Origin of the sequence: Shewanella sp. GXUN23E, assembly GCF_050865035.1 — a bacterium.
Taxonomy (GTDB): domain Bacteria; phylum Pseudomonadota; class Gammaproteobacteria; order Enterobacterales; family Shewanellaceae; genus Shewanella.
In genome coordinates, this window is the sequence record NZ_JBOZWP010000027.1 from 37,104 (window position 1) to 61,134 (window position 24,031).

General features: G+C 51.4%; 24 protein-coding genes. 19 read left to right on the forward strand and 5 right to left on the reverse strand.

Going from position 1 to position 24,031, the window contains the following annotated elements:
* Positions 1–14 precede the first annotated feature (14 nt).
* From recF to dnaA, 3 genes are read right to left on the reverse strand one after another with little or no spacing between them, the layout of a single operon-like run.
* Positions 15–1,097 (reverse strand): DNA replication/repair protein RecF, encoded by a 1,083-nt coding sequence (gene recF / locus ACRRUX_RS18590; protein ID WP_432533234.1) that lies wholly within the window; start codon positions 1,095–1,097, stop codon positions 15–17.
* 42 nt (positions 1,098–1,139) lie between these two features.
* Positions 1,140–2,240: a DNA polymerase III subunit beta gene (dnaN, locus tag ACRRUX_RS18595; RefSeq protein WP_432533237.1), complete on the reverse strand. Its 1,101-nt coding sequence runs from the start codon at positions 2,238–2,240 to the stop codon at positions 1,140–1,142.
* A gap of 18 nt (positions 2,241–2,258) precedes the next feature.
* The gene (gene dnaA, locus ACRRUX_RS18600) at positions 2,259–3,629 is read right to left on the reverse strand and encodes a chromosomal replication initiator protein DnaA (RefSeq protein WP_432533240.1); all 1,371 of its coding nucleotides are present in this window, start codon (positions 3,627–3,629) and stop codon (positions 2,259–2,261) included.
* A 448-nt stretch (positions 3,630–4,077) separates the two neighbouring features.
* Here dnaA and rpmH point away from each other — a divergent pair, with 448 nt between their 5' ends.
* The 5 genes from rpmH (at position 4,078) to mnmE (ending at position 7,869) form a co-directional block, all read left to right on the forward strand.
* The gene (rpmH, locus tag ACRRUX_RS18605; RefSeq protein ID WP_011758135.1) at positions 4,078–4,215 is read left to right on the forward strand and encodes a 50S ribosomal protein L34; all 138 of its coding nucleotides are present in this window, start codon (positions 4,078–4,080) and stop codon (positions 4,213–4,215) included.
* Positions 4,216–4,232: 17 nt separating this feature from the next.
* Positions 4,233–4,589: a ribonuclease P protein component gene (gene rnpA, locus ACRRUX_RS18610; protein WP_432533242.1), complete on the forward strand. Its 357-nt coding sequence runs from the start codon at positions 4,233–4,235 to the stop codon at positions 4,587–4,589.
* Entirely contained in the window at positions 4,556–4,810 is a 255-nt protein-coding gene (gene yidD, locus ACRRUX_RS18615; RefSeq protein ID WP_432533245.1) for a membrane protein insertion efficiency factor YidD, read from the forward strand. Before rnpA ends, yidD begins: the two co-directional genes overlap by 34 nt.
* Before the next feature lie 4 nt (positions 4,811–4,814).
* On the forward strand, positions 4,815–6,422 hold the full coding sequence (gene yidC, locus ACRRUX_RS18620; protein WP_432533248.1) for a membrane protein insertase YidC: 1,608 nt from the start codon (positions 4,815–4,817) through the stop codon (positions 6,420–6,422).
* Between the two features lie 85 nt (positions 6,423–6,507).
* The gene (gene mnmE, locus ACRRUX_RS18625) at positions 6,508–7,869 is read left to right on the forward strand and encodes a tRNA uridine-5-carboxymethylaminomethyl(34) synthesis GTPase MnmE (RefSeq protein ID WP_432533250.1); all 1,362 of its coding nucleotides are present in this window, start codon (positions 6,508–6,510) and stop codon (positions 7,867–7,869) included.
* A 37-nt stretch (positions 7,870–7,906) separates the two neighbouring features.
* On the opposite strand, the gene ACRRUX_RS18630 is transcribed toward mnmE, so the two are convergent.
* Positions 7,907–8,788: a LysR substrate-binding domain-containing protein gene (locus tag ACRRUX_RS18630; protein WP_432533333.1), complete on the reverse strand. Its 882-nt coding sequence runs from the start codon at positions 8,786–8,788 to the stop codon at positions 7,907–7,909.
* Positions 8,789–8,901: 113 nt separating this feature from the next.
* Between ACRRUX_RS18630 and ACRRUX_RS18635 the strand changes: the two genes are divergently transcribed.
* Positions 8,902–10,032, forward strand: coding sequence for an S-(hydroxymethyl)glutathione dehydrogenase/class III alcohol dehydrogenase (locus tag ACRRUX_RS18635; protein ID WP_432533253.1), 1,131 nt, complete (start codon positions 8,902–8,904; stop codon positions 10,030–10,032).
* A 13-nt stretch (positions 10,033–10,045) separates the two neighbouring features.
* A complete protein-coding gene (gene fghA / locus ACRRUX_RS18640; protein WP_432533256.1) occupies positions 10,046–10,888 on the forward strand; it encodes an S-formylglutathione hydrolase in 843 nt (280 codons plus the stop codon).
* A 12-nt stretch (positions 10,889–10,900) separates the two neighbouring features.
* Here fghA and ACRRUX_RS18645 read toward each other — a convergent pair whose 3' ends face one another.
* Complete coding sequence (locus ACRRUX_RS18645) at positions 10,901–13,336, reverse strand: helicase-related protein (protein ID WP_432533259.1); 2,436 nt, start codon at positions 13,334–13,336, stop codon at positions 10,901–10,903.
* Positions 13,337–13,505: 169 nt separating this feature from the next.
* Here ACRRUX_RS18645 and mioC point away from each other — a divergent pair, with 169 nt between their 5' ends.
* The 12 genes from mioC (at position 13,506) to atpG (ending at position 24,024) form a co-directional block, all read left to right on the forward strand.
* Positions 13,506–13,946, forward strand: a complete 441-nt coding sequence (mioC, locus tag ACRRUX_RS18650) for an FMN-binding protein MioC (protein WP_432533262.1) — start codon at positions 13,506–13,508, stop codon at positions 13,944–13,946.
* A gap of 444 nt (positions 13,947–14,390) precedes the next feature.
* Positions 14,391–16,280, forward strand: a complete 1,890-nt coding sequence (gene mnmG / locus ACRRUX_RS18655; protein ID WP_432533264.1) for a tRNA uridine-5-carboxymethylaminomethyl(34) synthesis enzyme MnmG — start codon at positions 14,391–14,393, stop codon at positions 16,278–16,280.
* A gap of 99 nt (positions 16,281–16,379) precedes the next feature.
* A complete protein-coding gene (rsmG, locus tag ACRRUX_RS18660; RefSeq protein ID WP_432533266.1) occupies positions 16,380–17,000 on the forward strand; it encodes a 16S rRNA (guanine(527)-N(7))-methyltransferase RsmG in 621 nt (206 codons plus the stop codon).
* Between the two features lie 105 nt (positions 17,001–17,105).
* Positions 17,106–17,894, forward strand: coding sequence for a ParA family protein (locus ACRRUX_RS18665; protein WP_432533269.1), 789 nt, complete (start codon positions 17,106–17,108; stop codon positions 17,892–17,894).
* Positions 17,895–17,903: 9 nt separating this feature from the next.
* Positions 17,904–18,794: a ParB/RepB/Spo0J family partition protein gene (locus tag ACRRUX_RS18670; RefSeq protein ID WP_432533272.1), complete on the forward strand. Its 891-nt coding sequence runs from the start codon at positions 17,904–17,906 to the stop codon at positions 18,792–18,794.
* Between the two features lie 232 nt (positions 18,795–19,026).
* Complete coding sequence (locus tag ACRRUX_RS18675; RefSeq protein WP_432533275.1) at positions 19,027–19,416, forward strand: ATP synthase subunit I; 390 nt, start codon at positions 19,027–19,029, stop codon at positions 19,414–19,416.
* A gap of 3 nt (positions 19,417–19,419) precedes the next feature.
* Positions 19,420–20,196 (forward strand): F0F1 ATP synthase subunit A, encoded by a 777-nt coding sequence (atpB, locus tag ACRRUX_RS18680; protein ID WP_432533278.1) that lies wholly within the window; start codon positions 19,420–19,422, stop codon positions 20,194–20,196.
* A gap of 48 nt (positions 20,197–20,244) precedes the next feature.
* Entirely contained in the window at positions 20,245–20,502 is a 258-nt protein-coding gene (gene atpE / locus ACRRUX_RS18685; RefSeq protein WP_432533281.1) for a F0F1 ATP synthase subunit C, read from the forward strand.
* A gap of 33 nt (positions 20,503–20,535) precedes the next feature.
* Complete coding sequence (atpF, locus tag ACRRUX_RS18690; protein WP_248937748.1) at positions 20,536–21,006, forward strand: F0F1 ATP synthase subunit B; 471 nt, start codon at positions 20,536–20,538, stop codon at positions 21,004–21,006.
* A gap of 15 nt (positions 21,007–21,021) precedes the next feature.
* On the forward strand, positions 21,022–21,555 hold the full coding sequence (gene atpH, locus ACRRUX_RS18695) for a F0F1 ATP synthase subunit delta (protein ID WP_432533284.1): 534 nt from the start codon (positions 21,022–21,024) through the stop codon (positions 21,553–21,555).
* A gap of 14 nt (positions 21,556–21,569) precedes the next feature.
* A complete protein-coding gene (gene atpA / locus ACRRUX_RS18700) occupies positions 21,570–23,111 on the forward strand; it encodes a F0F1 ATP synthase subunit alpha (RefSeq protein ID WP_432533286.1) in 1,542 nt (513 codons plus the stop codon).
* A gap of 52 nt (positions 23,112–23,163) precedes the next feature.
* A complete protein-coding gene (atpG, locus tag ACRRUX_RS18705) occupies positions 23,164–24,024 on the forward strand; it encodes a F0F1 ATP synthase subunit gamma (protein WP_432533289.1) in 861 nt (286 codons plus the stop codon).
* Positions 24,025–24,031 lie beyond the last annotated feature (7 nt).

The following is a 24,031-nucleotide window of genomic DNA, read 5'->3' on the forward strand; positions in this document are numbered from 1 at the left end:
TATTCTCTCGTTGTTTATTCAACTTGCGTTACACGCCCTTGTTCCACATGGAACATCCTGCTCGGAGCCCTGTGGAGCGAGTCGACTATGGCTGAAGGCTCAATGGCGGTGACAAATACCTGAGCGCCGGTATCCGTCAGCTGCTTCAGTAACAATCGCCGGTGTTCGGCGTCCAACTCTGATGGCAGGTCATCCACCAGATAAATACTGTTTTTGTCTGATTGCTGCTTGAGCAATTTGCCCTGGGCAATGCGCAGTGCACACACCAACAATTTCAGTTGCCCACGGGACAAAGCGTCCTGTGCGGGCAGATTTCCTACCCGCAGTCTCAAGTCTGCTTTGTGGGGACCGCTGACTGTGTGTCCAAGCGACAGATCACGTTGATATTGGTGTTCAAGTAGCTGAGCCAAATCCGTTTTACTGTCCCAGCCACGGGTAAAAGACACCTTAACAGAAACCCGTGGTAAAAACTCTCCGATTATACCCTTTAACAGCTCATTTAACGAGTCTACATAAGCGTTTCGGATATCAGTGACCTGCTCGGCATAGCGCACCAGCTCCCTGTCCCAGAATTGGATATTGGCGTAGTTGGCACCATCTCTAAGCAACTGATTGCGCTGCTTGAGGATCCGCCGGGTATTGGTCCATGCCAGATAAAAATTGGGATCAGCATGAAACGCCCCCCAGTCGATAAACTGGCGTCTGGCTTTGGGGCCTTCAAACAGCAGGGAAAAACTTTCCGGGGTGATCACCTGTATCGGCAAGGTTTCAGCAAGCACCGACAGGCGCTTCACCTTATCGCCATTGATGCGCACCTCGGTGTCACCATTACGGCTGCGACGAAAGCCAACCTTTCCCTCGCCGTGTGGCTGGGCTATCGCAGCAAACACGGTAAGCTGCTCGGCATCTGTGTTGATTACCCGCTGTGACAGATGACTGCGAAACGAGCGCCCCATACCCAGAAAGTAAATAGCTTCCAGTATGCTGGTCTTGCCACTGCCATTCTGGCCATAGATCAAATTCAGCCCGGTGCCTGGCAGCAACTGGGCTGAATCAATATTGCGAAACGCATCGATTTTGAGACGGATAAGGCTCATTCAGAGGAGTCTTGCCACCAGCTGCTGATGGCATTCCTTGTACTAGAGACGCATTGGCATGACCACGTACATGGAGTCTTCTTCCACGTGGTTTTCAATCAGTGCACTGGAATTACCGTCCATCAGGGTAATACGGACATCTTCACTGCGCAGGCTGTTAAGCACATCCAGCAGGTAAGACACGTTAAAGCCAATCTCCAGCGGCTGGGATTGATATTCAACGTCGATGATCTCTTCCGCTTCTTCCTGCTCAGGGTTGTTGGCCGTGATTTTCAGCAGATCAGGCTCCAGCTGGATGCGCACGCCACGGAACTTCTCGTTGGACAGAATCGATGCCCGCATCAGTGCCTGCTTCAGAGACTGACGGCTGGCTATCACCACTTTGTCACCACCTTTTGGCAGCACCCGGCGATAGTCAGGGAAACGACCATCCACCAGCTTACTGGTAAATACCGCAGAGGCAGTCGTGGCACGAATGGCATTATCACCAATGGCGATGTGGATATCCTGCTCTTCACTGTCCAGCAGACGGGACAATTCAGTCACACCCTTGCGCGGCACAATCACCTGTTTTTCCGGCAAACTGACTTCCAGCGCTCTGTGGCTCAGCGCCAATCGGTGGCCATCAGTGGCCACGGCACGCAATACACTGCCTTCAGTTTCAATCAGCAAACCATTGAGGTAGTAGCGCACGTCCTGGTTAGCCATGGAAAATTGGGTGGCATCGATCAGTGACTTAATGGTGCCCTGCTTGACGGTAAATTCAATCTCACTCTGGAACGCATCCACATTTGGATATTCTTCTGCCGGCAAGGTAGCCAGCGAGAATTTACTGCGCCCGCAGCGCAGCAGCCATTTATTGTCCTGCTGCTCAACATGCAGCTCGGTTTGTTCAGGCAGTGACTTGACGATATCGAGCAGTTTCTTGGCTGGCACTGTGGTGCGGCCTTCCTGGATATCCCCCTGAACAGCAGCCTGGCCAACCAACTCTACTTCCAAATCAGTACCGGTCATCTTAAGTGTGTAACCACTCACTTCCACCAGCAGATTTGACAGAATAGGTAAGTTGTGACGACGTTCTACGGCGCCGCTGACCAATTGTAAAGGCTTTAACAGGGCATCCCTATCGATTGAAAATTTCATTATCTTCAGTTCCCGATGTTAGGAAGACAAGGTGCGGATCAGGTTCGCGTAATCTTCTTTAATGTCGTGGCTTTCTTCACGCAGCTGGGCAATCTTGCGACAGGCATGCAACACAGTGGTATGGTCACGTCCACCAAAGGCATCACCGATTTCGGGCAGGCTTTGGTTGGTCAACTCCTTGGCCAGCGCCATCGCCATCTGGCGTGGACGGGCAACACTGCGGGAGCGACGCTTGGACAGCATGTCTGCCATCTTGATTTTATAGTACTCAGCTACCGTCTTTTGGATATTGTCTATAGTGACCAATTTTTCCTGCAGAGCCAAGAGGTCGCGCAGTGCTTCCCTAACAAAATCAATGGTAATGGGACGACCGGTAAAGTTGGCGTTGGCGATCACCCGATTCAGGGCGCCTTCCAGTTCACGCACATTGGATCTCAGTCGTTTGGCGATAAAGAAAGCCACTTCATCCGCCAGATTAATGCCACTCTCCTGCGCTTTGCGCATCAAAATGGCCACCCGGGTCTCCAGCTCAGGAGGTTCAATCGCTACGGTCAGACCCCAGCCAAAGCGGGACTTGAGACGATCTTCCACGCCGTCGATCTCTTTGGGATAGCGATCTGAAGTCAGAATGATCTGGTGGTTCCCTTCAAGCAAGGCGTTGAAGGTATGGAAAAATTCTTCCTGGGATCTGTCTTTATTGGCAAAAAACTGAATGTCATCAATAAACAGCGCATCGACACTGCGGTAGTACCGCTTGAACTCTTCGATGGCGTTATTCTGCAGCGCCTTAACCATATCCTGCACAAAACGCTCAGAGTGCATGTACACCACTTTGGCGTTCGGGTTGTTCTTGATAATGCCATTACCCACAGCATGCAGCAGGTGGGTTTTACCCAAACCAGTACCGCCATACAGAAACAGTGGGTTATAGGCTCCACCTGGATTTTCTGCCACCTGCAATGCAGCGGCTTTACCCAGTTGGTTGGATTTACCTTCAACGAAGTTATCGAACTGATAGGTTGGGTTGATATTGCTGCGATGACCGGCCGGTGCCACGACAGGCTCCACGGTATTAAAAGAAGTCGTGGGCTTAACGGCTGCCGTCGCGCGCGTGGTCTGTACCGGCGCTACCGGACGGGCAGAGGGACGACTGCCGATATCAAAGCGCAATTTGGGGGCATCACTGCCCATCTGCTCAGTAAAAAACTGGGTGATCATGTTCAGGTATTTGTCACGCACCCAATCCAGTACGAACCGGTTTGGTGCATACAACACCAGTGTGTCGCCTTCCATTTCAGCCTGTAACGGTCTAATCCACATACTGAATTGCTGTGCAGAAAGCTCATCCTGCAGTCGCCCGATACATTGTTGCCAAAGTGAAACAGCCACTGAACTTATCCCCAAAAGATCAACCGAAAGGGGGTTATTCTATAGTGAGATCCAAAGGATCGCTATCCTTAAAAGCGATTTATCAACAGCGAGATCCGAGAAGCAAATCCACTCAGCGGAGTCAAGATCCGTGGCGATCTTTTTACTGTCAAAAACGGAGCAAAACCCGCTTTATAAAGCGATCGCCCCTGATCTATAATGACTGACCTGCGATCATAGATACAATCAATAGATCTACCAGATGTAGTAGCTCTTCACAGAGTTATCCACATTTTATAGTGTTTTGATCTGGATTTTGTTGATAGTAGCCGGAGACGAATTCATCACAGACAGGGTAATGTGTGTTGACGCCATTTCTTAAAGTGATTACAATTCGGCCTCTTTTTTGTCCTTACCTCTGCGTGCAGAGATAAGGTAACGTTAACCTATAAAGACGGATTGCCAAATCATGAGTAAACGTACTTTTCAACCAAGCAACCTGAAGCGCAAGCGTTCTCACGGCTTCCGCGCTCGCATGGCTACTGCCAACGGCCGTAAGGTGCTGGCTCGTCGCCGCGCCAAAGGTCGTGCTCGCCTGTCTGCCTAATCGGAGCATTGCTTCAGGTGACTGGCTACACCTTTTCGCGGGAGTTACGTCTGTTAACTCCCGCGCAATTCAAATCTGTATTTTCCAACCCTATCAAAGCCTCTTCTGCTGAAATAACTTTGCTCGCCATTCCAAATACGGAAAATCATCCACGTTTGGGTCTGACTGTGGCGAAAAAGCATGTTCGACGCGCCAACCAACGCAATCGGGTTAAACGCCTTGTTCGCGAAAGTTTCCGTCTGCATCAGCACGAATTGCCGCCGATTGACATAGTTGTACTGGTCAGAGGTGGTGTTTTGGCTATGGAAAATGCCGACCTGCACAAGTTGATAGAAAAGCTATGGCGAAAACTCTCTCGCCGCTGCAATGGCTGACGACCGCGGTTATCCGCGGCTATCAAATCTTCATCAGTCCCCTGCTGGGACCTCGATGTCGTTTCACTCCGACATGCTCCAACTATGCAATTGAAGCCATCCAAACTCACGGAACTGTGAAAGGGAGTTGGTTTGCCATCAAACGCATATTAAAATGTCACCCTTTACATCCCGGCGGTAGTGATCCCGTCCCCCCTAAAAACGACAGGTGTAATAAATAAGGTTATGGAATCTCAACGCAATATATTGCTGATTGGCCTGCTGTTCGTCAGCGTTTTGCTGTGGCAACAGTGGCAATCTGATAAAGCGCCACAAGTTCAGCCACAAGCAAATGTGGCCACTCAAACCGTCCATCACAACGCCGACGTTCCTGAAGCGGATGCCTCTGTACCTGCGACAGTTGCGGCCTCTAAGGACCTGATCAACGTAAAAACCGACCAACTGGATGTGAAAATCAATCCTGTCGGTGGTGACATTGTTTACGCCGCTCTGCTGTCTCACAAGCTGGAGCTGGGCAAAGACGAGCCATTTGTGCTGATGGAGCAAACTCCAGCCTTTACCTATATCGCTCAAAGCGGTCTGATTGGTAATGGCGGTATCGACTCTGTTAAAGGACGCGCTCACTTCACCGCAGCCAAGACTGACTATGTAATGAATGGCGATACGCTGGAAGTACCGCTGACTTACACGGCAGACAATGGCGTAACCTACACCAAGATCTTTACCTTCCGTAAAGGTCAGTTTGATGTAGGTGTGGATTACCGTATTCACAACACCTCTGCAGAACCACTGGCTGTACAAATGTATGGTCAGATCAAGCAGACAGTGCGCCCCAGTGATTCCAGCATGATGATGCCTACTTACCGTGGTGCAGCTTTCTCTACTGAGGAAGTTCGCTATGAAAAGTATGACTTCGAAGAGATTGCCAAAGCTAACCTGGACGAGAAAACACAGGGTGGCTGGGTTGCCATGTTGCAGCACTACTTTGTGTCAGCCTGGGTGCCTCAGGCCAACGAGCAAAACGTGTTGTTCTCAAGTGAGAAAAACGGCGTTGCCAATATTGGTTTCCGGACTCAGGTTTACAATGTAGCTCCCGGTGCGACTGACAATATCTCAGCTCAGTTCTACGTTGGTCCAAAGGATCAGGCGGCGCTGTCTGCTCTGTCACCAACCCTGAACCTGGTAGTGGACTATGGCTTCCTATGGTGGTTGGCTGTACCTATCTACAAGCTGCTGATGTTCTTCCACAGCATCGTTGGCAACTGGGGTGTAGCGATTATTCTGATCACCCTGACCGTGCGTGGTCTGCTGTACCCACTGACCAAAGCTCAGTACACCTCCATGGCCAAGATGCGCAACCTGCAACCTAAACTGCAGGAGCTCAAAGACCGCTATGGCGACGACCGTCAGAAGCTGGGTCAGGCCATGATGGAGCTGTACAAGAAAGAGAAAGTTAACCCTATGGGGGGCTGTCTGCCTATTCTGCTGCAGATGCCAATCTTCATCGCACTGTACTGGGTACTGCTGGAATCCGTTGAACTGCGTCATGCGCCATTTATGCTGTGGATCCATGACCTGTCAGTGCAGGATCCATACTATGTGCTGCCGATTCTGATGGGTATCTCCATGTTCCTGATGCAGAAGATGCAGCCTATGGCACCTACCATGGACCCAATGCAGCAGAAGATGATGCAATGGATGCCAGTGGTATTTACCGTATTCTTCCTGTGGTTCCCAGCCGGTCTGGTACTGTACTGGTTGGTCGGTAACATTGTGGCCATCATCCAGCAGAAGATTATTTATGCCCAGCTGGAGAAAAAAGGCTTAAAATAAGCCTCCAGGCTAAAGCTTGAACATAAGGCGGCCCCAAATGGCCGCCTTTCCTTTTTTGTAATCCTCAGTAATACAGGTAATTAGCGTGACAACAGAGACTATCGTGGCACAGGCAACCGCTCCGGGACGCGGCGGTGTCGGCATTATTCGTATCTCAGGCCCCAAGGCAACTGACGCCGCCGAGGCACTGCTGGGTCATCTGCCCAAACCTCGTTACGCTGATTACTGCGACTTTAAAGCCGCCGACGGCGCCGTGCTGGATCAGGGTATCGCCCTGTATTTCAAAGGCCCCAATTCCTTTACCGGTGAAGATGTGCTGGAGCTGCAGGGCCACGGCGGGCAAATCGTTCTGGATATGCTGATTAAGCGAGTACTGGAAGTGCCCGGTATCCGTATCGCCCGCCCGGGAGAATTCAGCGAACAGGCTTTCATGAATGACAAGCTGGATCTGACCCAGGCCGAGGCGATTGCTGACCTGATTGATGCCACCAGCGAGCAGGCCGCCAAGAGTGCCTTGCAGTCGCTGCAGGGAGAATTCTCCAAAGAAGTGCATGAGTTGGTGGATCAGGTCACCAATCTGCGCCTGTATGTGGAAGCCGCCATCGACTTCCCCGACGAAGAAGTGGATTTCCTGTCCGACGGCAAAATCGCTGCAGCGCTGTATCGTATTATCGACAAGCTGGATGGTGTACAGGCCAGTGCCAAGCAAGGCGCCATTATTCGTGAAGGCATGAAAGTGGTGATAGCCGGTCGCCCCAACGCAGGTAAATCCAGTCTGCTCAATGCCCTGGCTGGTAAAGAGTCTGCCATCGTGACTGAAATTGCCGGTACTACCCGTGATGTTTTGCGTGAGCATATCCACCTGGATGGTATGCCGCTGCACATTATCGATACCGCCGGTTTGCGCGACACTGATGATACCGTTGAACAAATTGGTATCGAGCGCGCCTGGAACGAAATCAATTCTGCTGATCGGGTATTGTTTATGGTGGACGGTACCACCACAGATGCCGTAAATCCCCATGATATCTGGCCTGATTTCATCGACCGCCTGCCCGCCAATCTGGGCGTAACAGTGGTACGCAATAAGGCTGATCTGACCGGCGAATCACTGGAAATCACCGAAGAACAGGGCTACAGCGTGTATCGCATCTCAGCCAAAACCGGATTGGGTGTAGATGAGCTCAAACAACATCTGAAATCATTGATGGGTTATCAGAGTAATCTGGAAGGTGGCTTTATTGCCCGCCGCCGTCATCTGGAAGCACTGGCGATTGCCGCCGAGCACCTGCAAATCGGCAAAGAGCAGCTGGAAGTGTTCCAGGCCGGCGAATTGCTGGCTGAAGAGCTGCGCATGACTCAACAGGCGCTGGCTGAAATCACCGGCGCCTTCACCTCAGATGATCTGCTGGGCAAAATTTTCAGCTCTTTCTGTATAGGTAAGTAAACCATTTGGGCCCCTCAGGGGCCCTACATCATCAGGCTCATCGGCTCATTGCTGATAGCTTTTGTGCCAGCATATCCACCAGTAACCTAACTTTCGGCGATTGGTGTCGATTATGAGGATACAGCGCCCAAATTCCCTCCTTGGGTTCCTGATATGTCTGCAGTAACGGGATTAAACGGCCATCGGCAATCGCGTCCTCAACATAATAGCCAGGCATCTGAATCACCCCAATGCCCCTTATGGCAGCATCCACCAGCACATGACCACTGCCACAATTCAGAGTGCCTTTAACTTTAATGCTGCGTAACCGCCCTTCTTCCATAAAACGCCAATGACTGTTGGTACCTATCAGGCAATTGTGTTGATTCAACTCAGACAGCGTATGAGGAGCGCCGAATCTGGTTAAATAGGATGGGGATGCACACACATGCAAGGTTCTGTTGCCCAGCAGTCTGGCCATCATAGAGGAATCCTTGAGATGCCCGAGGCGAACCGCCAGATCATAACCGCCCTGCACCAGATCCAGTGGTTGATTGGTTAACTCACAGGTCACTTCCACCTCAGGATACAACTGCATATAGTCCAGCACAGCAGGCATCACATACTGCTCACCGAAAATGACCGGCGCAGTCATCTTAAGGCTACCCTGAGGGGAAATGTGCAAGTTGGACATCGCTCTTTCAGCTTCTTCCAGGCCATCCAGCGCCTGTCGACAATGTTGATAGAAAATACGCCCTTCTTCGGTAAGAGATATCTTGCGGGTTGTCCGGTACAGCAGCTTGGTATTGAGCCGATTCTCCAGCTGATTAACCTGTCGGCTGACCTGAGCCGTTGAAATACCAAGAACTTTACCCGCCGAGGTAAAACTGCCGGTATCGACCACAGACACAAACTCAGTAACGCCTTCCCATCGCATGATTATTACATTCCAGTAAAAGTCATTTGCTTTTCAGGCAGATTATCTCTCCCACAAGGGTAAATACAATAACCGGCAACAATCCTATTCCGATGAAATATCCTTCTGGAGCCTTTATGTCCCATCAATTTATCAAATCCAAAGCCGCCGTCGCCTGGGGACCCGGTCAGCCACTGTCTATCGAAGAGGTTGATGTGATGCTGCCCAAAGCCGGTGAAGTGCTGGTAAGGATTGTCGCATCCGGTGTGTGCCACACAGATGCCTTTACCTTGTCCGGCGATGATCCTGAAGGGGTATTTCCGGCGATTCTGGGCCACGAAGGTGGCGGCATAGTGGAAATGGTAGGCGAAGGTGTCACCAGCGTGGCGGTGGGTGACCACGTTATCCCGCTGTACACCCCAGAGTGTGGCGAGTGCAAATTCTGCAAATCCGGTAAAACCAATCTGTGCCAGAAAATCCGAGAAACCCAGGGGAAGGGCCTGATGCCCGATGGTACCACCCGCTTCTACAAAGATGGTCAGCCTATCTACCACTATATGGGCTGCTCGACCTTCAGCGAATATACCGTGCTGCCGGAAATCTCCCTGGCCAAAGTCAATCCCACTGCACCACTGGAAGAAGTGTGTTTGCTCGGATGTGGTGTTACCACTGGCATGGGCGCGGTACTCAAGACCGCCAAAGTACAACCGGGCGATACCGTAGCTATCTTCGGTTTGGGCGGTATTGGCTTGTCGGCGGTTATCGGTGCCACCATGGCCGGTGCCAGCCGGATTATCGGTATCGATCTGAACGAATCCAAATTTGAGCTCGCCCGCAAACTCGGCGCAACCGACTGCATCAACCCCAAAGACTATGACAAGCCTATCCAGCAGGTGATCGTCGAAATGACTGATGGCGGCGTAGACTTTTCCTTTGAATGTATCGGCAATGTCAACGTAATGCGCAGCGCGCTGGAGTGTTGCCACAAAGGCTGGGGCGAATCCGTCATTATCGGTGTCGCCGGGGCCGGACAGGAAATATCCACCCGCCCATTTCAACTGGTTACCGGTCGGGTATGGCGCGGCAGTGCCTTTGGCGGCGTAAAAGGACGCTCAGAGCTGCCTGGCATAGTAGAGCAGTACCTCAGAGGTGAATTCAGGTTGGATGATTTCATCACCCACACCATGACACTGGATAAGATCAACGATGCTTTTGACCTGATGCACAGCGGTCAGAGCATTCGCAGTGTTGTTCATATGCAGGATTAAGCCGGAGCCCACTATGTCCTTATCACTGGTATCGGCCAACCGCTGTTTTGACGGTTGGCATAAACAGTACAGTCATGACTCCAAACTGCTGAATTGCCATATGCGGTTCGCTGTTTACCTGCCGCCCCGGGCTGTCAGCGAAAAAGTCCCGGTGCTCTACTGGTTATCCGGGCTGACCTGTAACGACGAAAACTTTATGCAGAAAGCGGGCGCCTTGCGGCTGGCCGCAGAACTGGGGATAGCAATTGTCGCACCGGACACCAGTCCAAGAGGAGAAGGTGTGCCCGATGATCCCGATGGAGCCTGGGATTTTGGCCTGGGCGCGGGATTCTATGTCAATGCCACGCAGGCCCCCTGGAATCGTCATTACCAGATGTACGACTACATAGTGACTGAGCTGCCAGCCCTGGTGGAGCAACATTTCCCAGTAGCTCCCCGGCGAAGCATCGCCGGCCATTCTATGGGCGGCCATGGTGCCTTGGTGATCGCCCTGCGGGAAGCGACAAACTATTGTTCAGTATCAGCGTTCAGCCCCATCTGTCATCCCATGGAGTGCCCCTGGGGCATAAAAGCCTTTACCGGTTATTTGGGTGACAACAGAGCAGACTGGTATCAGTATGACGCCAGTGAGCTGATGCGCATCGCTCAGATAAAAGTTCCTGCGCTGGTGGATCAGGGACTGGATGATAGCTTTCTTGAGCAGCAGCTAAATCCTGGCAGCCTGGAACAAGCCGCCAGGGAAAATCAGTATCCATTAACCCTGCGAATGCAGCCTGGTTATGATCACAGCTACTACTTCATCGCCAGTTTTATCGAGGATCATTTGCGCTTCCATGCCCGCCATTTACTGACATAACCCAAGCAGTTCTTATCTGATCTCGACTACCCGGCTGGCTTTGCGGTATTGCACCCGCCAGCCGGGCCAGGTCGGTAATTCCCAGCGCTTCGGATCTGTTTTGCGAACACCGGACTCATACACCAGTTCAACCCGTTTTGACCGGGCATCATAATTAACGCCCAGTTTGAGTTCTGCCAATGTCAGTGTTCTTGGAAAAGCGGCGTCAAATGCGCTACGACACCACTCAGGTATGCCCTCAATAACCAGATCGGTATCATCAATCAACGCCAAATCATCCAGCTCACTCACCCCCAACACGTTCAGCAGACGCCGCAGGCAGGGCTCCACCTCACGCTCCAATTCCTGAAGATGAGAATCATCCGCCACGCCACACAAATATTGCTGCCGGCTTGAATCAGGCAGAGATCGCCACAGCGCAAATGCTGCCAGATCATCAGCCAATCTGGCAGCAACCCCCGGCATCAGTTCACCGGTTAATATCGCCTGTACCGCCGCATCCAAGGCCTGTTCACCGGTTACCGCTCGATAAGCTGTGTGGATCACCCGCCCGGCATACACACGTTCAATCAGGCATCCCTGCTGCGGATCTGGTTGCTGCGAAGCCACCTGCTCTTCACCCAGTCCAAGTTCAGCCAGCAGTGACCAGGAAACCGGCGCCATACAGGTCGCCATGTTGATCGTTTGTTTTACGCCTCTGCCTGGCAGCGAAAACTGATCAAATACCACAGCAGCCTGCGTTTTGCGCGACTCGTGGAACAGTGCAAACCGTCCTTCGCGGCTTACCTGTACTTCACTATGACCATTGCCATAAGCATTGTCGCGACTTAGACGCTGCACATAAGCCAGCTCAGGCAAGGCGGCAATCACCTGTGACAACCAGCGCAGTCGGGTATCAAAATCCGGTAATGACAGGTCCCGCTCAGGCAGATCGACCGCCCGGCGGATCTGCAATGCCAGCACTCTGGCTTCGTTAACAAGCAGAGGATCGACAGCGAGGAAATCCGGCACGCCCTGGCGGATAAGCCGCAGCAGAGCCATGGCATCACAGCCCAGCGGTTCCCATGCAGACAGCGCCAGCAAGTCATCCTCAGTGCGGGGCGATTGCCACAGCCGCCCACCAACGCTTAAACAGGCGGCCAGATCCACCATCATGGCCTTACACTCATCATCCTTCATGGCACTGATCAAATGGGCAAACTGAGTATCCAGCGGCAAAGGGTACAACCGCCGCCCATGATCAGTGATCATCCCCCCGGCATCCAGTGCTCCCATGGTTTGCAGCTTTTGACTCGCCTCGGCAACGGATCTGGGCAGTAAGGTATCCACCCAGGGCAGTTGCGCCAGTTTATATCCGCAGGCTGCGGCCGCCAGCATGGGTTCGGTCAGTTCCTCACGCTGCAATTCGGGGGAACTGCTGGCCACCAGCACGGCATGTTCCCCCCACAGGCGGATGCACAAACCGTCAGCAACCCTGCCGGCTCTGCCCAGTCGCTGAGCAGCAGATGCTTTGGAAATACGTCCAAGGGACAATACAGTCCGGCCATTGCGCTGGTGAGTCCTGCGCTCCAGTCCCGCATCAATTACGCAGACCACCCCGGGGATCGTCAGCGAAGTTTCGGCCACATTGGTCGCGAGGATCACCCGAGTATTCCCGGTGGATGCCATCACCTGCCGCTGCTCGGTGAGATCTGAGCCGCCGTGCAGTGTCAAACAGGCAATATCCAACGCTGCCAACAGCTGCCGGCACTGATTAATCTCCCCCTTACCCGGCAAGAACACCAGAATGTCGCCTGCCACCGTCATTTTGCTCAATGCCAGCTCCACCGCCAGTTTGATCCGACCGGCCAGATCCCGGCTATCCGGTAACTGAGAAGCGCAGGTCGCCAGATAAGAAGTTTCAACCTGATACCTTTGACCACTGACACTGAGCAACTTTGCTTCCGGTCCCAAATAGTCTCTCAGCCTGTGGCCATCCATGGTGGCAGACATCACCAGTAATCGATGTAATCCCTGACATTTCAACAGACTCAGCAACAGATCAGTATCCCAGCGACGCTCATGAAACTCATCAATGATGACCAGATCAAAGTCCTGCAACTGATTTTCAGCAAACCAGTTAAGCGCAATACCCGGTGTAACCACGGCAAGTCGGGTAGTGTCATCAACCTGGCAGTCAAAACGGATGGCGTAGCCCACAGCTAACCCATGATCTTGCCGCTGTGATTCACCGCCCAAATAGTCGGCCAGCGCCACACAGGCTACTCTTCTGGGTTCAATCATCAGCACCCGCATTCCAAGGGATGCAGCCCAGATGGGTATTCGCGTTGACTTGCCTGAGCCGGTATCGGACTGCACCACCAGATCTGCCACCCCGATGGCAGCATCAAATTCGGCTTTCAGACTATCTATGGGGAGAACAGGTGGTTTACAGAGTAACGAAGTCATGGCTTACGACGTCATATCGTCAGGAGTTTCAAAAGTAAGTGGCCTGAGTGTACCCGTGACTGCGACCCGCTGCATCCCGGGGTAAATCAAAACCCACTGCAGATACTTTCACACCGGCAATTCGGCTAACATGTTGGGCAAACCTTTCCCCGTATTTTCAGGAAACAAGATGAGCAACATTGATATTCTGGTAGGAACTACCCTGGGTGGCAGCGAGTATGTGGCGGATGAGTTGGCCGCTCAGCTGGCAGAAACCGGCCACGAAGCCGATATTCACCTCAGTCCGGATCTGGATCAACTGGATCTTCAGGGTGTTTGGCTACTGGTATGTTCTACCCATGGCGCCGGCGATCTGCCGGACAATATTCAGCCATTGCTGGCACAACTGAAAAGCGATCAACCGGATTTGAGTCAGGTAAAGTACGCTTTGTGTGCAATCGGTGATTCCAGTTATGACACTTTCTGTCAGGGCCCAGAGCTGCTGGTGGAGCAATTTGAACAACTGGGCGCACAGGCTCTTGTGAATAAGATCAGGATCGATGTACAACAGGATCCCATCCCTGAAGAGGCCGCCCTGTCTTGGTTGGCCCAATGGCAGGATCAACTTTAAGATCGCCAGACCTCCCCTTCTCGAGATCTTGCCCACATACAAAATCACCCTTATCCACAGATTGCGATCGAAATGCATAAATTTGTGGATAAGGTATGATTTAGATCTGATCTACCCTTGTACTAATTAACACCTCAACCGCACAAAGATCCACCCTGTGGATAAATAGCCGATCTATCCCCACCTTATATCGAGTTAGATCGCTGACAGATCACAGGATCAGAAGTCCGTTAAACCATGATTTTAAATGTTTTTTAGCGTTTTACACAGATCCTTGCGATCCTAATAGTAAACATAATAAGTAGATCTATATAAAGATCTTAAGATCTATAAAGCCGATCCAAACTGATCTGTTCAAACTAAATAGATCATTCACCTTGGCTGTGGCAGGTGCTAAAATATCCGGCTCTGTAATTTTCCTCTTACTGAATCGAAGGCAGTGTCATGCAATTTCATGAACGGTTTGATGTAATTGTTGTTGGTGGTGGTCATGCCGGAACTGAAGCCGCATTGGCCGCAGCTCGTATGGGGTGTAAAACCCTGTTGTTAACCCATAACGTCGATACGCTTGGGCAGATGTCCTGTAACCCGGCTATCGGTGGTATTGGTAAAGGTCACCTGGTTAAAGAGATCGATGCTCTGGGTGGTGCCATGGCAACGGCGACCGATTTTGCCGGTATCCAGTTCCGCACCCTGAACTCATCAAAAGGCCCGGCAGTAAGAGCAACCCGCGCGCAGGCAGATCGGGCTTTGTATAAACAAACGATCCTGTCGATCCTGCAACATCAACCTAACCTGAAGATCTTCCAGCAAGCCGTTGACGATCTGGTGGTGGAGAGCGGCAAAGTGATCGGTGCCGTAACCCAAATGGGACTGGCCTTTGAAGCGCCGGCTGTGGTGTTGACAGCTGGTACTTTCCTGGGGGGACGCATTCATATTGGATTGGAAAATTACGGTGGTGGCCGTGCCGGTGATCAGCCTGCTATCGCATTGGCCAATCGTCTGCGCGAACTGCCAATTCGCGTTGGTCGTTTAAAGACGGGTACACCACCACGAATTGATGCCAGAACCATTGATTTCTCTCAGATGATTGAGCAGAAAGGCGATAGCCCGCTGCCAGTGATGTCGTTCATTGGAGATGTCAGCCAGCACCCACAGCAGATCTCCTGTTACATCACTCATACCAATGAAAAGACGCACGACATCATTCGTGGTGGTCTGGACAGAAGCCCTATGTATTCAGGGGTGATTGAAGGGATTGGTCCACGTTATTGCCCAAGTATCGAAGATAAGATCCACCGTTTTGCCGACAAGAATTCACACCAGATCTTCATCGAACCTGAAGGCCTGACGACCACAGAGATCTACCCCAATGGTATCTCCACCAGTTTGCCATTTGATGTGCAGCTGAATCTGGTGCGTTCCATCAAAGGGATGGAAAACGCCGAGATCATTCGCCCCGGCTATGCGATCGAATATGATTATTTCGATCCGCGCGATCTGAAAAATTCACTGGAAACCAAAGCGATTTCCGGTCTGTTCTTCGCCGGTCAGATCAACGGCACTACTGGCTATGAAGAAGCCGGTGCTCAGGGCTTGCTGGCCGGTACCAACGCCGCACTGCAGGTTCAGGGCAAAGAGGCCTGGGCACCGCGCCGTGATGAAGCTTATCTGGGGGTGTTGGTGGATGATCTGTCAACCCTGGGGACCAAAGAGCCCTACCGTATGTTCACCAGCCGCGCTGAATATCGGTTGCTGCTGCGTGAAGACAATGCCGATCTGCGTTTGACTGAGCAAGGTCGTGAGCTGGGATTGGTTGATGATCACCGCTGGGCCAAGTTCAACGAAAAACGTGAATCCATCGAACAGGAGCTGCAGCGCCTGCGCAGCCAGTGGGTACATGTAAATTCACCTTTGGTGGATCACCTGAACCCTCACCTCAATACGCCTATCTCCCGTGAAGCATCTTTTGAAGATCTGCTGCGCCGCCCAGAGATGGATTATCAGAAACTCGTGGGTATCGAAGGCTTTGGCCCTGGTCTTGCCGATCCTTACGCCGCTGAGCAGGTGCAAATTCAGGTGAAATATGCCGGTTATATCCAGCGTCAGCAGGAAGAGATCAACAAACACCAGCGTAACGAGAATACCCGTTTGCCACTGGATCTGGATTATGCAGAAGTGCCTGGCCTGTCCAATGAAGTGACTGCCAAGCTCAATGCCCATAAGCCTGAAACCATTGGTCAGGCATCACGGATTTCCGGTGTGACTCCGGCTGCCGTGTCTATCTTGCTGGTGCATTTGAAAAAACGCGGTTTGCTGCGCAAAAGTGCCTGAGCATTGAGTTAGCATCCGTCAGACAAGGGAAGCACTGAGCTTCCCTTTGTTTATCTCCAGATCCATAATATTCGACGCATTTTTTAAGGGGGACTCCCTGTGCTAGCTGCTCAACTCGATGCTTACCTGGCCGAGGCCAAAATCCAGGCTACAGACAAGCAAAAACAGCAACTTATTGACTTTGTCGCCTTGCTCAGCAAATGGAACAAGGCCTACAACCTGACATCAGTGCGCGATCCGCAGCAGATGCTGATCCGTCATGTGATGGACTCTCTGGTGGTCTCTCCCCATCTGCAAGGCGAGCGATTTATCGATGTGGGCACAGGTCCGGGTTTGCCCGGTATTCCGCTGGCCATTCTTAACCCGGACAAAACCTTTGTGTTGCTCGACAGTCTGGGTAAACGTATTCGTTTCCAGAAACAGGTGCAGTTTGAGCTGGGTCTGGACAACATAGTGCCGACAGAAAGTCGGGTAGAAGCGTATGATGCCGGTGACGGATTTGATGGCGTTCTGAGCCGGGCGTTCGCTTCCGTTGGCGATATGCTCAACTGGTGTCACCATTTACCCAATGAAAATGGGGTATTCTATGCCCTCAAAGGGCAATTGGCCGATGATGAGATGGCCCTGATACCGGAAGGTTTTGTCCTGAAAGACACCATAGGCTTGCAGGTGCCTGCGCTGGATGAACAGCGTCATCTGCTGAAAATAGTGAAAGAATAATAACTTGTTTGCCTTGGCAAAGAGTACAAGTTGCAATCTGAACAAGTATCAAGCAATTTGTAGGCAAGGGATATGAAGGCAAGCAATGACTGACAGGGTGACATTGTGGGAAAGGTAATTGCCGTAGCTAACCAGAAGGGAGGCGTCGGAAAAACAACTACATGCGTAAATTTAGCGGCATCATTGGCGGCTACCAAGCGCAAGGTATTGCTGATCGATTTGGATCCTCAGGGCAATGCCACCATGGGCAGTGGTGTCGACAAGTATGAGGTCGAGAATACCGCCTATGAGTTGCTGGTTGAGGAAAAGCCATTCCAGGATGTGGTGGTGCGCAATACCGCCGGCAAGTACGATCTGATTGCCGGTAATGGCGATGTGACGGCGGCTGAAATCAAATTGATGGAATTCTTCGCCCGTGAGGTTCGTCTGCGCAATGCGTTGGCGGCAGTGCGTGACGAGTACGATTTCATTTTCATCGACTGTCCGCCTTCACTCAACATGCTGACGGTGAATGCCATGTCGGCAGCTGATTCGGTGCTGGTGCCCATGCAGTGCGAATATTATGCGCTGGAAGGTCTGACGGCGCTGCTGGATACCATAGGTAAGCTGGCGGCCATGGTCAACCCGGGGCTTGCTATCGAAGGTATCCTGCGCACCATGTATGACCCGCGCAATCGTTTGGCCAATGATGTGTCTGAGCAGCTCAAACAACACTTTGGCGACAAGGTTTACCGTACCGTCATCCCCCGTAATATTCGTCTGGCCGAAGCGCCCAGCTTTGGTGCACCAGCCATGTACTATGACAAGTCCAGTGCAGGCGCCAAGGCTTATCTGGCATTGGCCGGGGAGATTATCCGGCGTTCAGAGCAAAAATTGCAGGTAAAACAGGCTTAAGGAATACCGATGACAATCAAAAAACGTGGGCTGGGTAAGGGCTTGGATGCACTGTTGAGTACCAGTCATGCGGCCAGCAAAAAGCTGGAAATTCAGGAAGAAGCTCAGGCTTCTTTGTCCCGTGACAATTCTGAGCTGCGGCAGTTGGATCTGGATTTGCTGCGTCCGGGCAAATATCAACCCCGTAAAGACATGTCACCTGCGGCCCTGGAAGAATTGTCAGAATCCATCCGGGTTCAGGGAATTATTCAGCCAATCGTGGTACGTTCCGTCGCTGCTGGCCAGTATGAGATTATCGCCGGTGAACGTCGCTGGCGTGCAGCTCAGTTGGCTGGTCTGGATAAAGTGCCTTGTCTGGTCAAAGAAGTACCGGATGAGTCGGCTGTGGCGATAGCTTTGATTGAAAATATTCAGCGCGAAGATCTCAATGCCATGGAAGAGGCTGTCGCTCTTAATCGTTTGATTGAAGAATTTTCTCTGACTCATCAGGAAGTGGCTACCGCAGTTGGCAAGTCCAGAACCACGGTTACCAACCTGCTGCGTCTTAACAGCCTGAACGAACCGGTTAAGCGTTTGCTGGAAAATGGCGACATCGATATGGGCCATGCCCGGGCTTTGCTTGGCGTTGAAGGTGATCAGCAAACTGAACTGGCTAGATTAGTTGCAGCTAAAGAACTTACCGTTCGTGATACGGAACGTTTGGTAACTAAGGCTCTGAATCCTGCTGAAGTTCCCGAAAAAGCAGCTAAAGATCCCGATGTAAGCCGTTTGGAGTCTCAGTTAATTGAACGGCTTGGTGCAAAGGTCTCAATCAGCCACAACCAAAAAGGTCGTGGAAAACTTGTAATAAACTTCCAAAATCTCGCAGAACTTGACGGAATTCTTAGCAAAATTCATTAAATTTCATAGGTTAAAACACCTTTATGTAAATTTGTGACCTTTGTTAAGCTTGGATTTTTTAAAGTTTGGGCGTACATCACGTTTAAAGTGCCGTTTTTACTTATGTCGAAGTTGCATCTAAGGCCCGAAACGGTATACTTTCGCAAGCTTTTTGTACCTTGACTTTGACCGGATTTTCGACTTCCGGTCATCTAAACAAAAAAACAAGAAGCGAAATTGCGGAGAAGAAGATTTGAGTAAGATTTTGGCGCGTCGTGGTCGGTGGTCAGCATACAAATTGGTGTTGATGCAGGCGGCGGTAGCCGGGGGGGCTTCGGTTCTCTTCTTCGTACTTTGGGGAATGCAGTATGGCATGTCGGCATTAGCCGGGATGATCATTGCAGTATTCCCCAATTTCGTGTTCGCCACCCTTGCTTTCTCTCATATGGGAGCGAGTCAATCAGGGAAGGTTATTCAGACTTTCTACTGGGGGGAGGCGATTAAGTTGCTGTTAACAATAGCATTGTTTTGTATTGTGTTCGCGGGCTTCAAGGTAGATTTCGCGCCTTTGTTTACCACCTACACTTTGGCCTTAGCAGTGCATTGGACAGCGCCTTTCCTTTTCAACAAAAAAACGGGATGAAAAATGGCTGCTCAAGGTGAAGCGCTAACTGCTTCCAGTTATATCCAACACCACCTGACCAATCTGGCAGTGGGTGAAGGGTTCTGGACTTGGCACGTCGACTCACTCCTGTTCTCAGTTGGCTTGGGTGCCCTGTTCCTGTGGATGTTCTACAGAGCAGGTAAAAAGGCAACAGCAGGCGTTCCTACTAAGTTTCAGTGTTTCGTTGAAATGATGGTGGAATTTATCGATGGCATCGTTCGTGACTCCTTCCACGGTCGCAACCCTGTTATCGCACCGCTTGCCCTGACCATCTTCGTCTGGGTTTTCCTGATGAACCTGATGGACTTGATCCCTGTTGACTTTATTCCCCATGCCGCCGGACTGATGGGCGTACCTTACCTGAAGATTGTACCCACAACCGACCTGAACATTACCTTTGGTCTCTCCATCGGCGTGTTCCTGTTGATTGTGTATTACAGCATTAAGGTTAAGGGTGTGTCCGGTTTCGTGAAGGAACTGACACTGCAGCCTTTCAATCATTGGGCTCTGATCCCGGTCAACCTGGTCCTGGAAACAGTCACCCTGATTGCGAAGCCAATTTCTTTGGCACTTCGTCTGTTCGGTAACCTGTACGCAGGGGAGTTGATATTTATTCTGATTGCACTGATGCCATGGTGGACCCAATTTGCACTGTCTGTGCCCTGGGCAATTTTCCACATTTTGGTCATTGTGTTGCAGGCGTTTATTTTCATGATGCTGACTGTGGTTTACCTCAGCATGGCACATGAAGATCATTGATAATTTTTCAACTTTACTTTTGTTAGCTTATTTTTTACGGAGAGAATAATGGAAACTGTAATCAGCTTTACTGCTATTGCTGTTGCTTTGATGATTGGCCTGGCTGCTCTGGGTACTGCTATCGGCTTTGCTATCCTGGGTGGTAAGTTCCTGGAAGCTTCTGCTCGTCAGCCAGAACTGGCTCCTGCTCTGCAAACCAAGATGTTCATCGTTGCTGGTCTGCTCGACGCTATCTCTATGATCGCTGTTGGTGTGGCTCTGTTCTTCGTATTCGCGAACCCATTCTTAGGTCAACTTGGCAACTAATCTGGATTTCCCGAATAGAGGAGGTGTGTCGTTATGAGTATTAACGCTACCTTATTAGGCCAGTTGATATCGTTTATGTTGTTCGTGTGGTTCTGCATGAAGTTCGTGTGGCCACCACTCATCAACGCTATTGAAGCGCGCCAAAAGAAGATCGCCGACGGTCTGGCGGACGCTGACCGCGCTGCCAAAGACCTGGAGCTGGCCCAGTCCAAAGCGACTGAGCAACTCAAAGATGCCAAGGCTGCTGCCAACGAAATTATTGAAGCTGCTAACAAGCGCAAAAATCAAATCGTTGAAGAAGCTAAGGCCGAGGCCGACGCTGAGCGTGCGAAAATCATCGCTCAGGGTAAAGCAGAAATTGAAGCTGAACGTAATCGCGTGAAAGAGGAACTGCGTAAGCAGGTTGCCGCTCTCGCCCTGACAGGTGCAGAGAAGATCCTCGAGCGTTCGATTGATGAAGCCGCCCACAGCGACATCGTTAATAAACTCGTCGCTGAAATTTAATAAGGGAGTGGAGTTATGGCTGAGTTAACCACCATTGCTCGCCCTTACGCTAAGGCCGCTTTTGACTTTGCTGTCGAACATCAAGCGGTGGAGAAGTGGAGCGAAATGCTCAGCTTCGCTGCACTGGTGAGTGAAAACGAATCCATGCAACCACTGTTGACTGGCGGTATGGCCAGCAACCAACTCGTAAACCTGTTTATCAGTGTTTGCGGGGAGCAAGTCGACAAGCACGGTCAAAACCTGCTGAAGGTGATGGCTGAAAACGGACGTTTGGGAGTACTTCCCGCTGTTGCGAAACTCTACGCGGAATTCCGCAATGAGTGGGCTAAAGAGATTGAAGCCGATGTGGTTTCAGCTGTTGAGCTCACACAGGAGCAGCAACAGCAGATAAGTGTTTCTCTCGGGAAACGTCTCGCACGCAAAGTTAAGCTGAACTGCAGCATTGATGCCGGCCTGATCGCCGGTGTAATTATCACGGCAGGAGATCTGGTCATTGATGGCTCGGTCCGCGGAAAATTAAACCGCCTGTCTGATAAGCTGCAGTCGTAATTGGGAGTTTGAGCATGCAACTGAATTCCACTGAAATCAGCGATCTGATTAAGCAGCGGATCGAGCAGTTCGAAGTTGTCAGCGAAGCACGCAACGAAGGTACTATCGTTGCGGTAAGTGACGGCATCATCCGCGTACACGGCCTGGCCGATGTAATGCAGGGTGAAATGATCGAACTGCCTGGCAACCGTTATGCCATCGCGTTGAACCTTGAACGTGATAGCGTCGGTGCCGTAGTTATGGGCCCATATGCCGATCTGGCAGAGGGCGTAAAAGTGAAAACCACAGGTCGTATTCTGGAAGTTCCAGTTGGCCGTGGTCTGTTGGGCCGAGTGGTTAACACTCTGGGTGAAGCAATTGACGGTAAAGGTCCTATCGACAACGATGGATTTGCTCCGGTTGAAATGATTGCTCCTGGCGTTATTGACCGTAAGTCGGTATCCCAGCCTGTACAAACTGGTTATAAAGCCGTTGACTCCATGATCCCAATCGGTCGTGGTCAGCGTGAATTGATCATTGGTGACCGTCAGACTGGTAAAACAGCCATGGCGATCGACGCGATCATCAACCAGAAAGATTCCGGCATTAAGTGTGTGTATGTAGCTATCGGTCAGAAAGCTTCTACTATCGCTAACGTGGTTCGTAAACTGGAAGAACACGGTGCTCTGGCCAACACCATCGTGGTTGTGGCCTCTGCTTCTGAAGCAGCTGCACTGCAATACCTGGCGCCATACTCTGGCTGTACCATGGGTGAATACTTCCGTGACCGCGGTGAAGATGCCCTGATCGTATACGATGACCTGTCCAAGCAGGCTGTTGCATACCGTCAGATCTCTCTGCTGCTGCGTCGTCCACCAGGTCGTGAAGCATACCCAGGTGACGTTTTCTATTTGCACTCCCGTCTGCTGGAGCGCGCTTCTCGTGTAAACGAGGAGTATGTAGAGAAGTTCACCAACGGCGAAGTGAAAGGCAAGACAGGTTCTTTGACCGCACTGCCTATCATTGAAACCCAGGCGGGTGACGTATCTGCGTTCGTACCAACCAACGTAATTTCGATTACCGATGGTCAGATCTTTCTGGAAACCGACCTGTTTAACTCTGGCCTGCGTCCAGCGGTTAACCCAGGTATCTCGGTATCCCGTGTAGGTGGTGCAGCCCAGACCAAGATTATCAAGAAGCTGTCCGGTGGTATCCGTACCGCACTGGCACAGTATCGAGAGCTTGCTGCGTTCTCACAGTTTGCATCTGATCTTGACGATGCAACTCGTGCTCAGTTGGAGCACGGTGAGCGTGTTACCGAACTGATGAAGCAAAAGCAATATGCTCCTATGAGCGTAGCCGATCAGGCAGTGGTTATTTTCGCTGCTGAGAAAGGCTTCCTGAAGGGCATTGAGCTGAAGAAGATCGGTAGCTTCGAGGCATCCCTGCTCTCTTTCATGAACAGCGAGCACGCTGAGCTGATGAAGACCATCAACGAGACCGGTGACTATAACGCCGATATCGAAGGTGAACTGACAGCTGGCCTGAAGAAGTTCGTGGAAACCCAAACCTGGTAAAAATCGTCGAGGTGCCAGTTAGGCACCTCTAGGTCCAGATTGGAGAGTAGAGATGGCCGGCGCAAAAGAGATTAAAACCAAGATCGCGAGTGTGCAGAACACTCAGAAGATCACTTCTGCCATGGAAATGGTAGCTGCCAGTAAGATGCGTAAAGCCAATGAGCGCATGTCCAGCAGCCGCCCCTATGCGGAAATTATGCGTAAGGTGATCGGTCACGTGGCGCAGGGCTCTCTGGAGTACAAGCATCCTTACTTGGAAGAAAGAGACGCCAAGCGTGTTGGTTACATTGTAGTAGCCACCGACCGCGGTCTTTGTGGTGGTCTGAACGTCAACCTGTTCAAAAAGGTTGTCGCAGACGTGAAAAACTGGAAGCAGCAAGGTGCAGAAGTTGAATTCTGTGCCATTGGTGCCCGCAGTGTACAGTTTTTCAAAAGCTATGGCGGACGTGTAGCTGCACAGGCTTCCGGCCTGGGTGATGCCCCTGAACTGGCAGAACTCATCGGTACTGTGCGCGTCATGCTGCAGGCTTACGACGAAGGCAAGCTGGATCGTCTGTACGTGGTGTACAACAAGTTTGTCAACACCATGACTCAGGCCCCCGTGATCGAACAACTGCTACCTTTGCCGAAATCCGAAGAGTACGACCGGGAACACCGTTGGGACTATGTATACGAGCCAGATCCAAAAGAACTTTTGGATACTCTGTTGGTGCGTTATGTAGAGTCTCAGGTTTATCAGGGTGTTGTAGAAAACATTGCGTCTGAACAGGCTGCCCGTATGGTGGCGATGAAGGCTGCAACTGACAACGCCGGTAACCTGATTGACAACCTGCAACTGGTTTACAACAAGGCCCGTCAGGCTGCGATTACGCAGGAACTGTCGGAAATTGTTTCTGGTGCCGCTGCGGTATAAGCAAGGT

Bases quoted from the DNA above. Each gene is read 5' to 3' on its own strand.
- recF (WP_432533234.1), bottom strand. From the start codon at position 1,097: ATGAGCCTTATCCGTCTCAAAATCGATGCGTTTCGCAATATTGATTCA.
- dnaN (WP_432533237.1), bottom strand. From the start codon at position 2,240: ATGAAATTTTCAATCGATAGGGATGCCCTGTTAAAGCCTTTACAATTG.
- rpmH (WP_011758135.1), top strand. From the start codon at position 4,078: ATGAGTAAACGTACTTTTCAACCAAGCAACCTGAAGCGCAAGCGTTCT.
- yidD (WP_432533245.1), top strand. From the start codon at position 4,556: ATGGCGAAAACTCTCTCGCCGCTGCAATGGCTGACGACCGCGGTTATC.
- yidC (WP_432533248.1), top strand. From the start codon at position 4,815: ATGGAATCTCAACGCAATATATTGCTGATTGGCCTGCTGTTCGTCAGC.
- ACRRUX_RS18635 (WP_432533253.1), top strand. From the start codon at position 8,902: ATGTCCCATCAATTTATCAAATCCAAAGCCGCCGTCGCCTGGGGACCC.
- fghA (WP_432533256.1), top strand. From the start codon at position 10,046: ATGTCCTTATCACTGGTATCGGCCAACCGCTGTTTTGACGGTTGGCAT.
- ACRRUX_RS18645 (WP_432533259.1), bottom strand. From the start codon at position 13,336: ATGACTTCGTTACTCTGTAAACCACCTGTTCTCCCCATAGATAGTCTG.
- mioC (WP_432533262.1), top strand. From the start codon at position 13,506: ATGAGCAACATTGATATTCTGGTAGGAACTACCCTGGGTGGCAGCGAG.
- mnmG (WP_432533264.1), top strand. From the start codon at position 14,391: ATGCAATTTCATGAACGGTTTGATGTAATTGTTGTTGGTGGTGGTCAT.
- ACRRUX_RS18670 (WP_432533272.1), top strand. From the start codon at position 17,904: ATGACAATCAAAAAACGTGGGCTGGGTAAGGGCTTGGATGCACTGTTG.
- atpB (WP_432533278.1), top strand. From the start codon at position 19,420: ATGGCTGCTCAAGGTGAAGCGCTAACTGCTTCCAGTTATATCCAACAC.
- atpE (WP_432533281.1), top strand. From the start codon at position 20,245: ATGGAAACTGTAATCAGCTTTACTGCTATTGCTGTTGCTTTGATGATT.
- atpF (WP_248937748.1), top strand. From the start codon at position 20,536: ATGAGTATTAACGCTACCTTATTAGGCCAGTTGATATCGTTTATGTTG.
- atpH (WP_432533284.1), top strand. From the start codon at position 21,022: ATGGCTGAGTTAACCACCATTGCTCGCCCTTACGCTAAGGCCGCTTTT.
- atpA (WP_432533286.1), top strand. From the start codon at position 21,570: ATGCAACTGAATTCCACTGAAATCAGCGATCTGATTAAGCAGCGGATC.
- atpG (WP_432533289.1), top strand. From the start codon at position 23,164: ATGGCCGGCGCAAAAGAGATTAAAACCAAGATCGCGAGTGTGCAGAAC.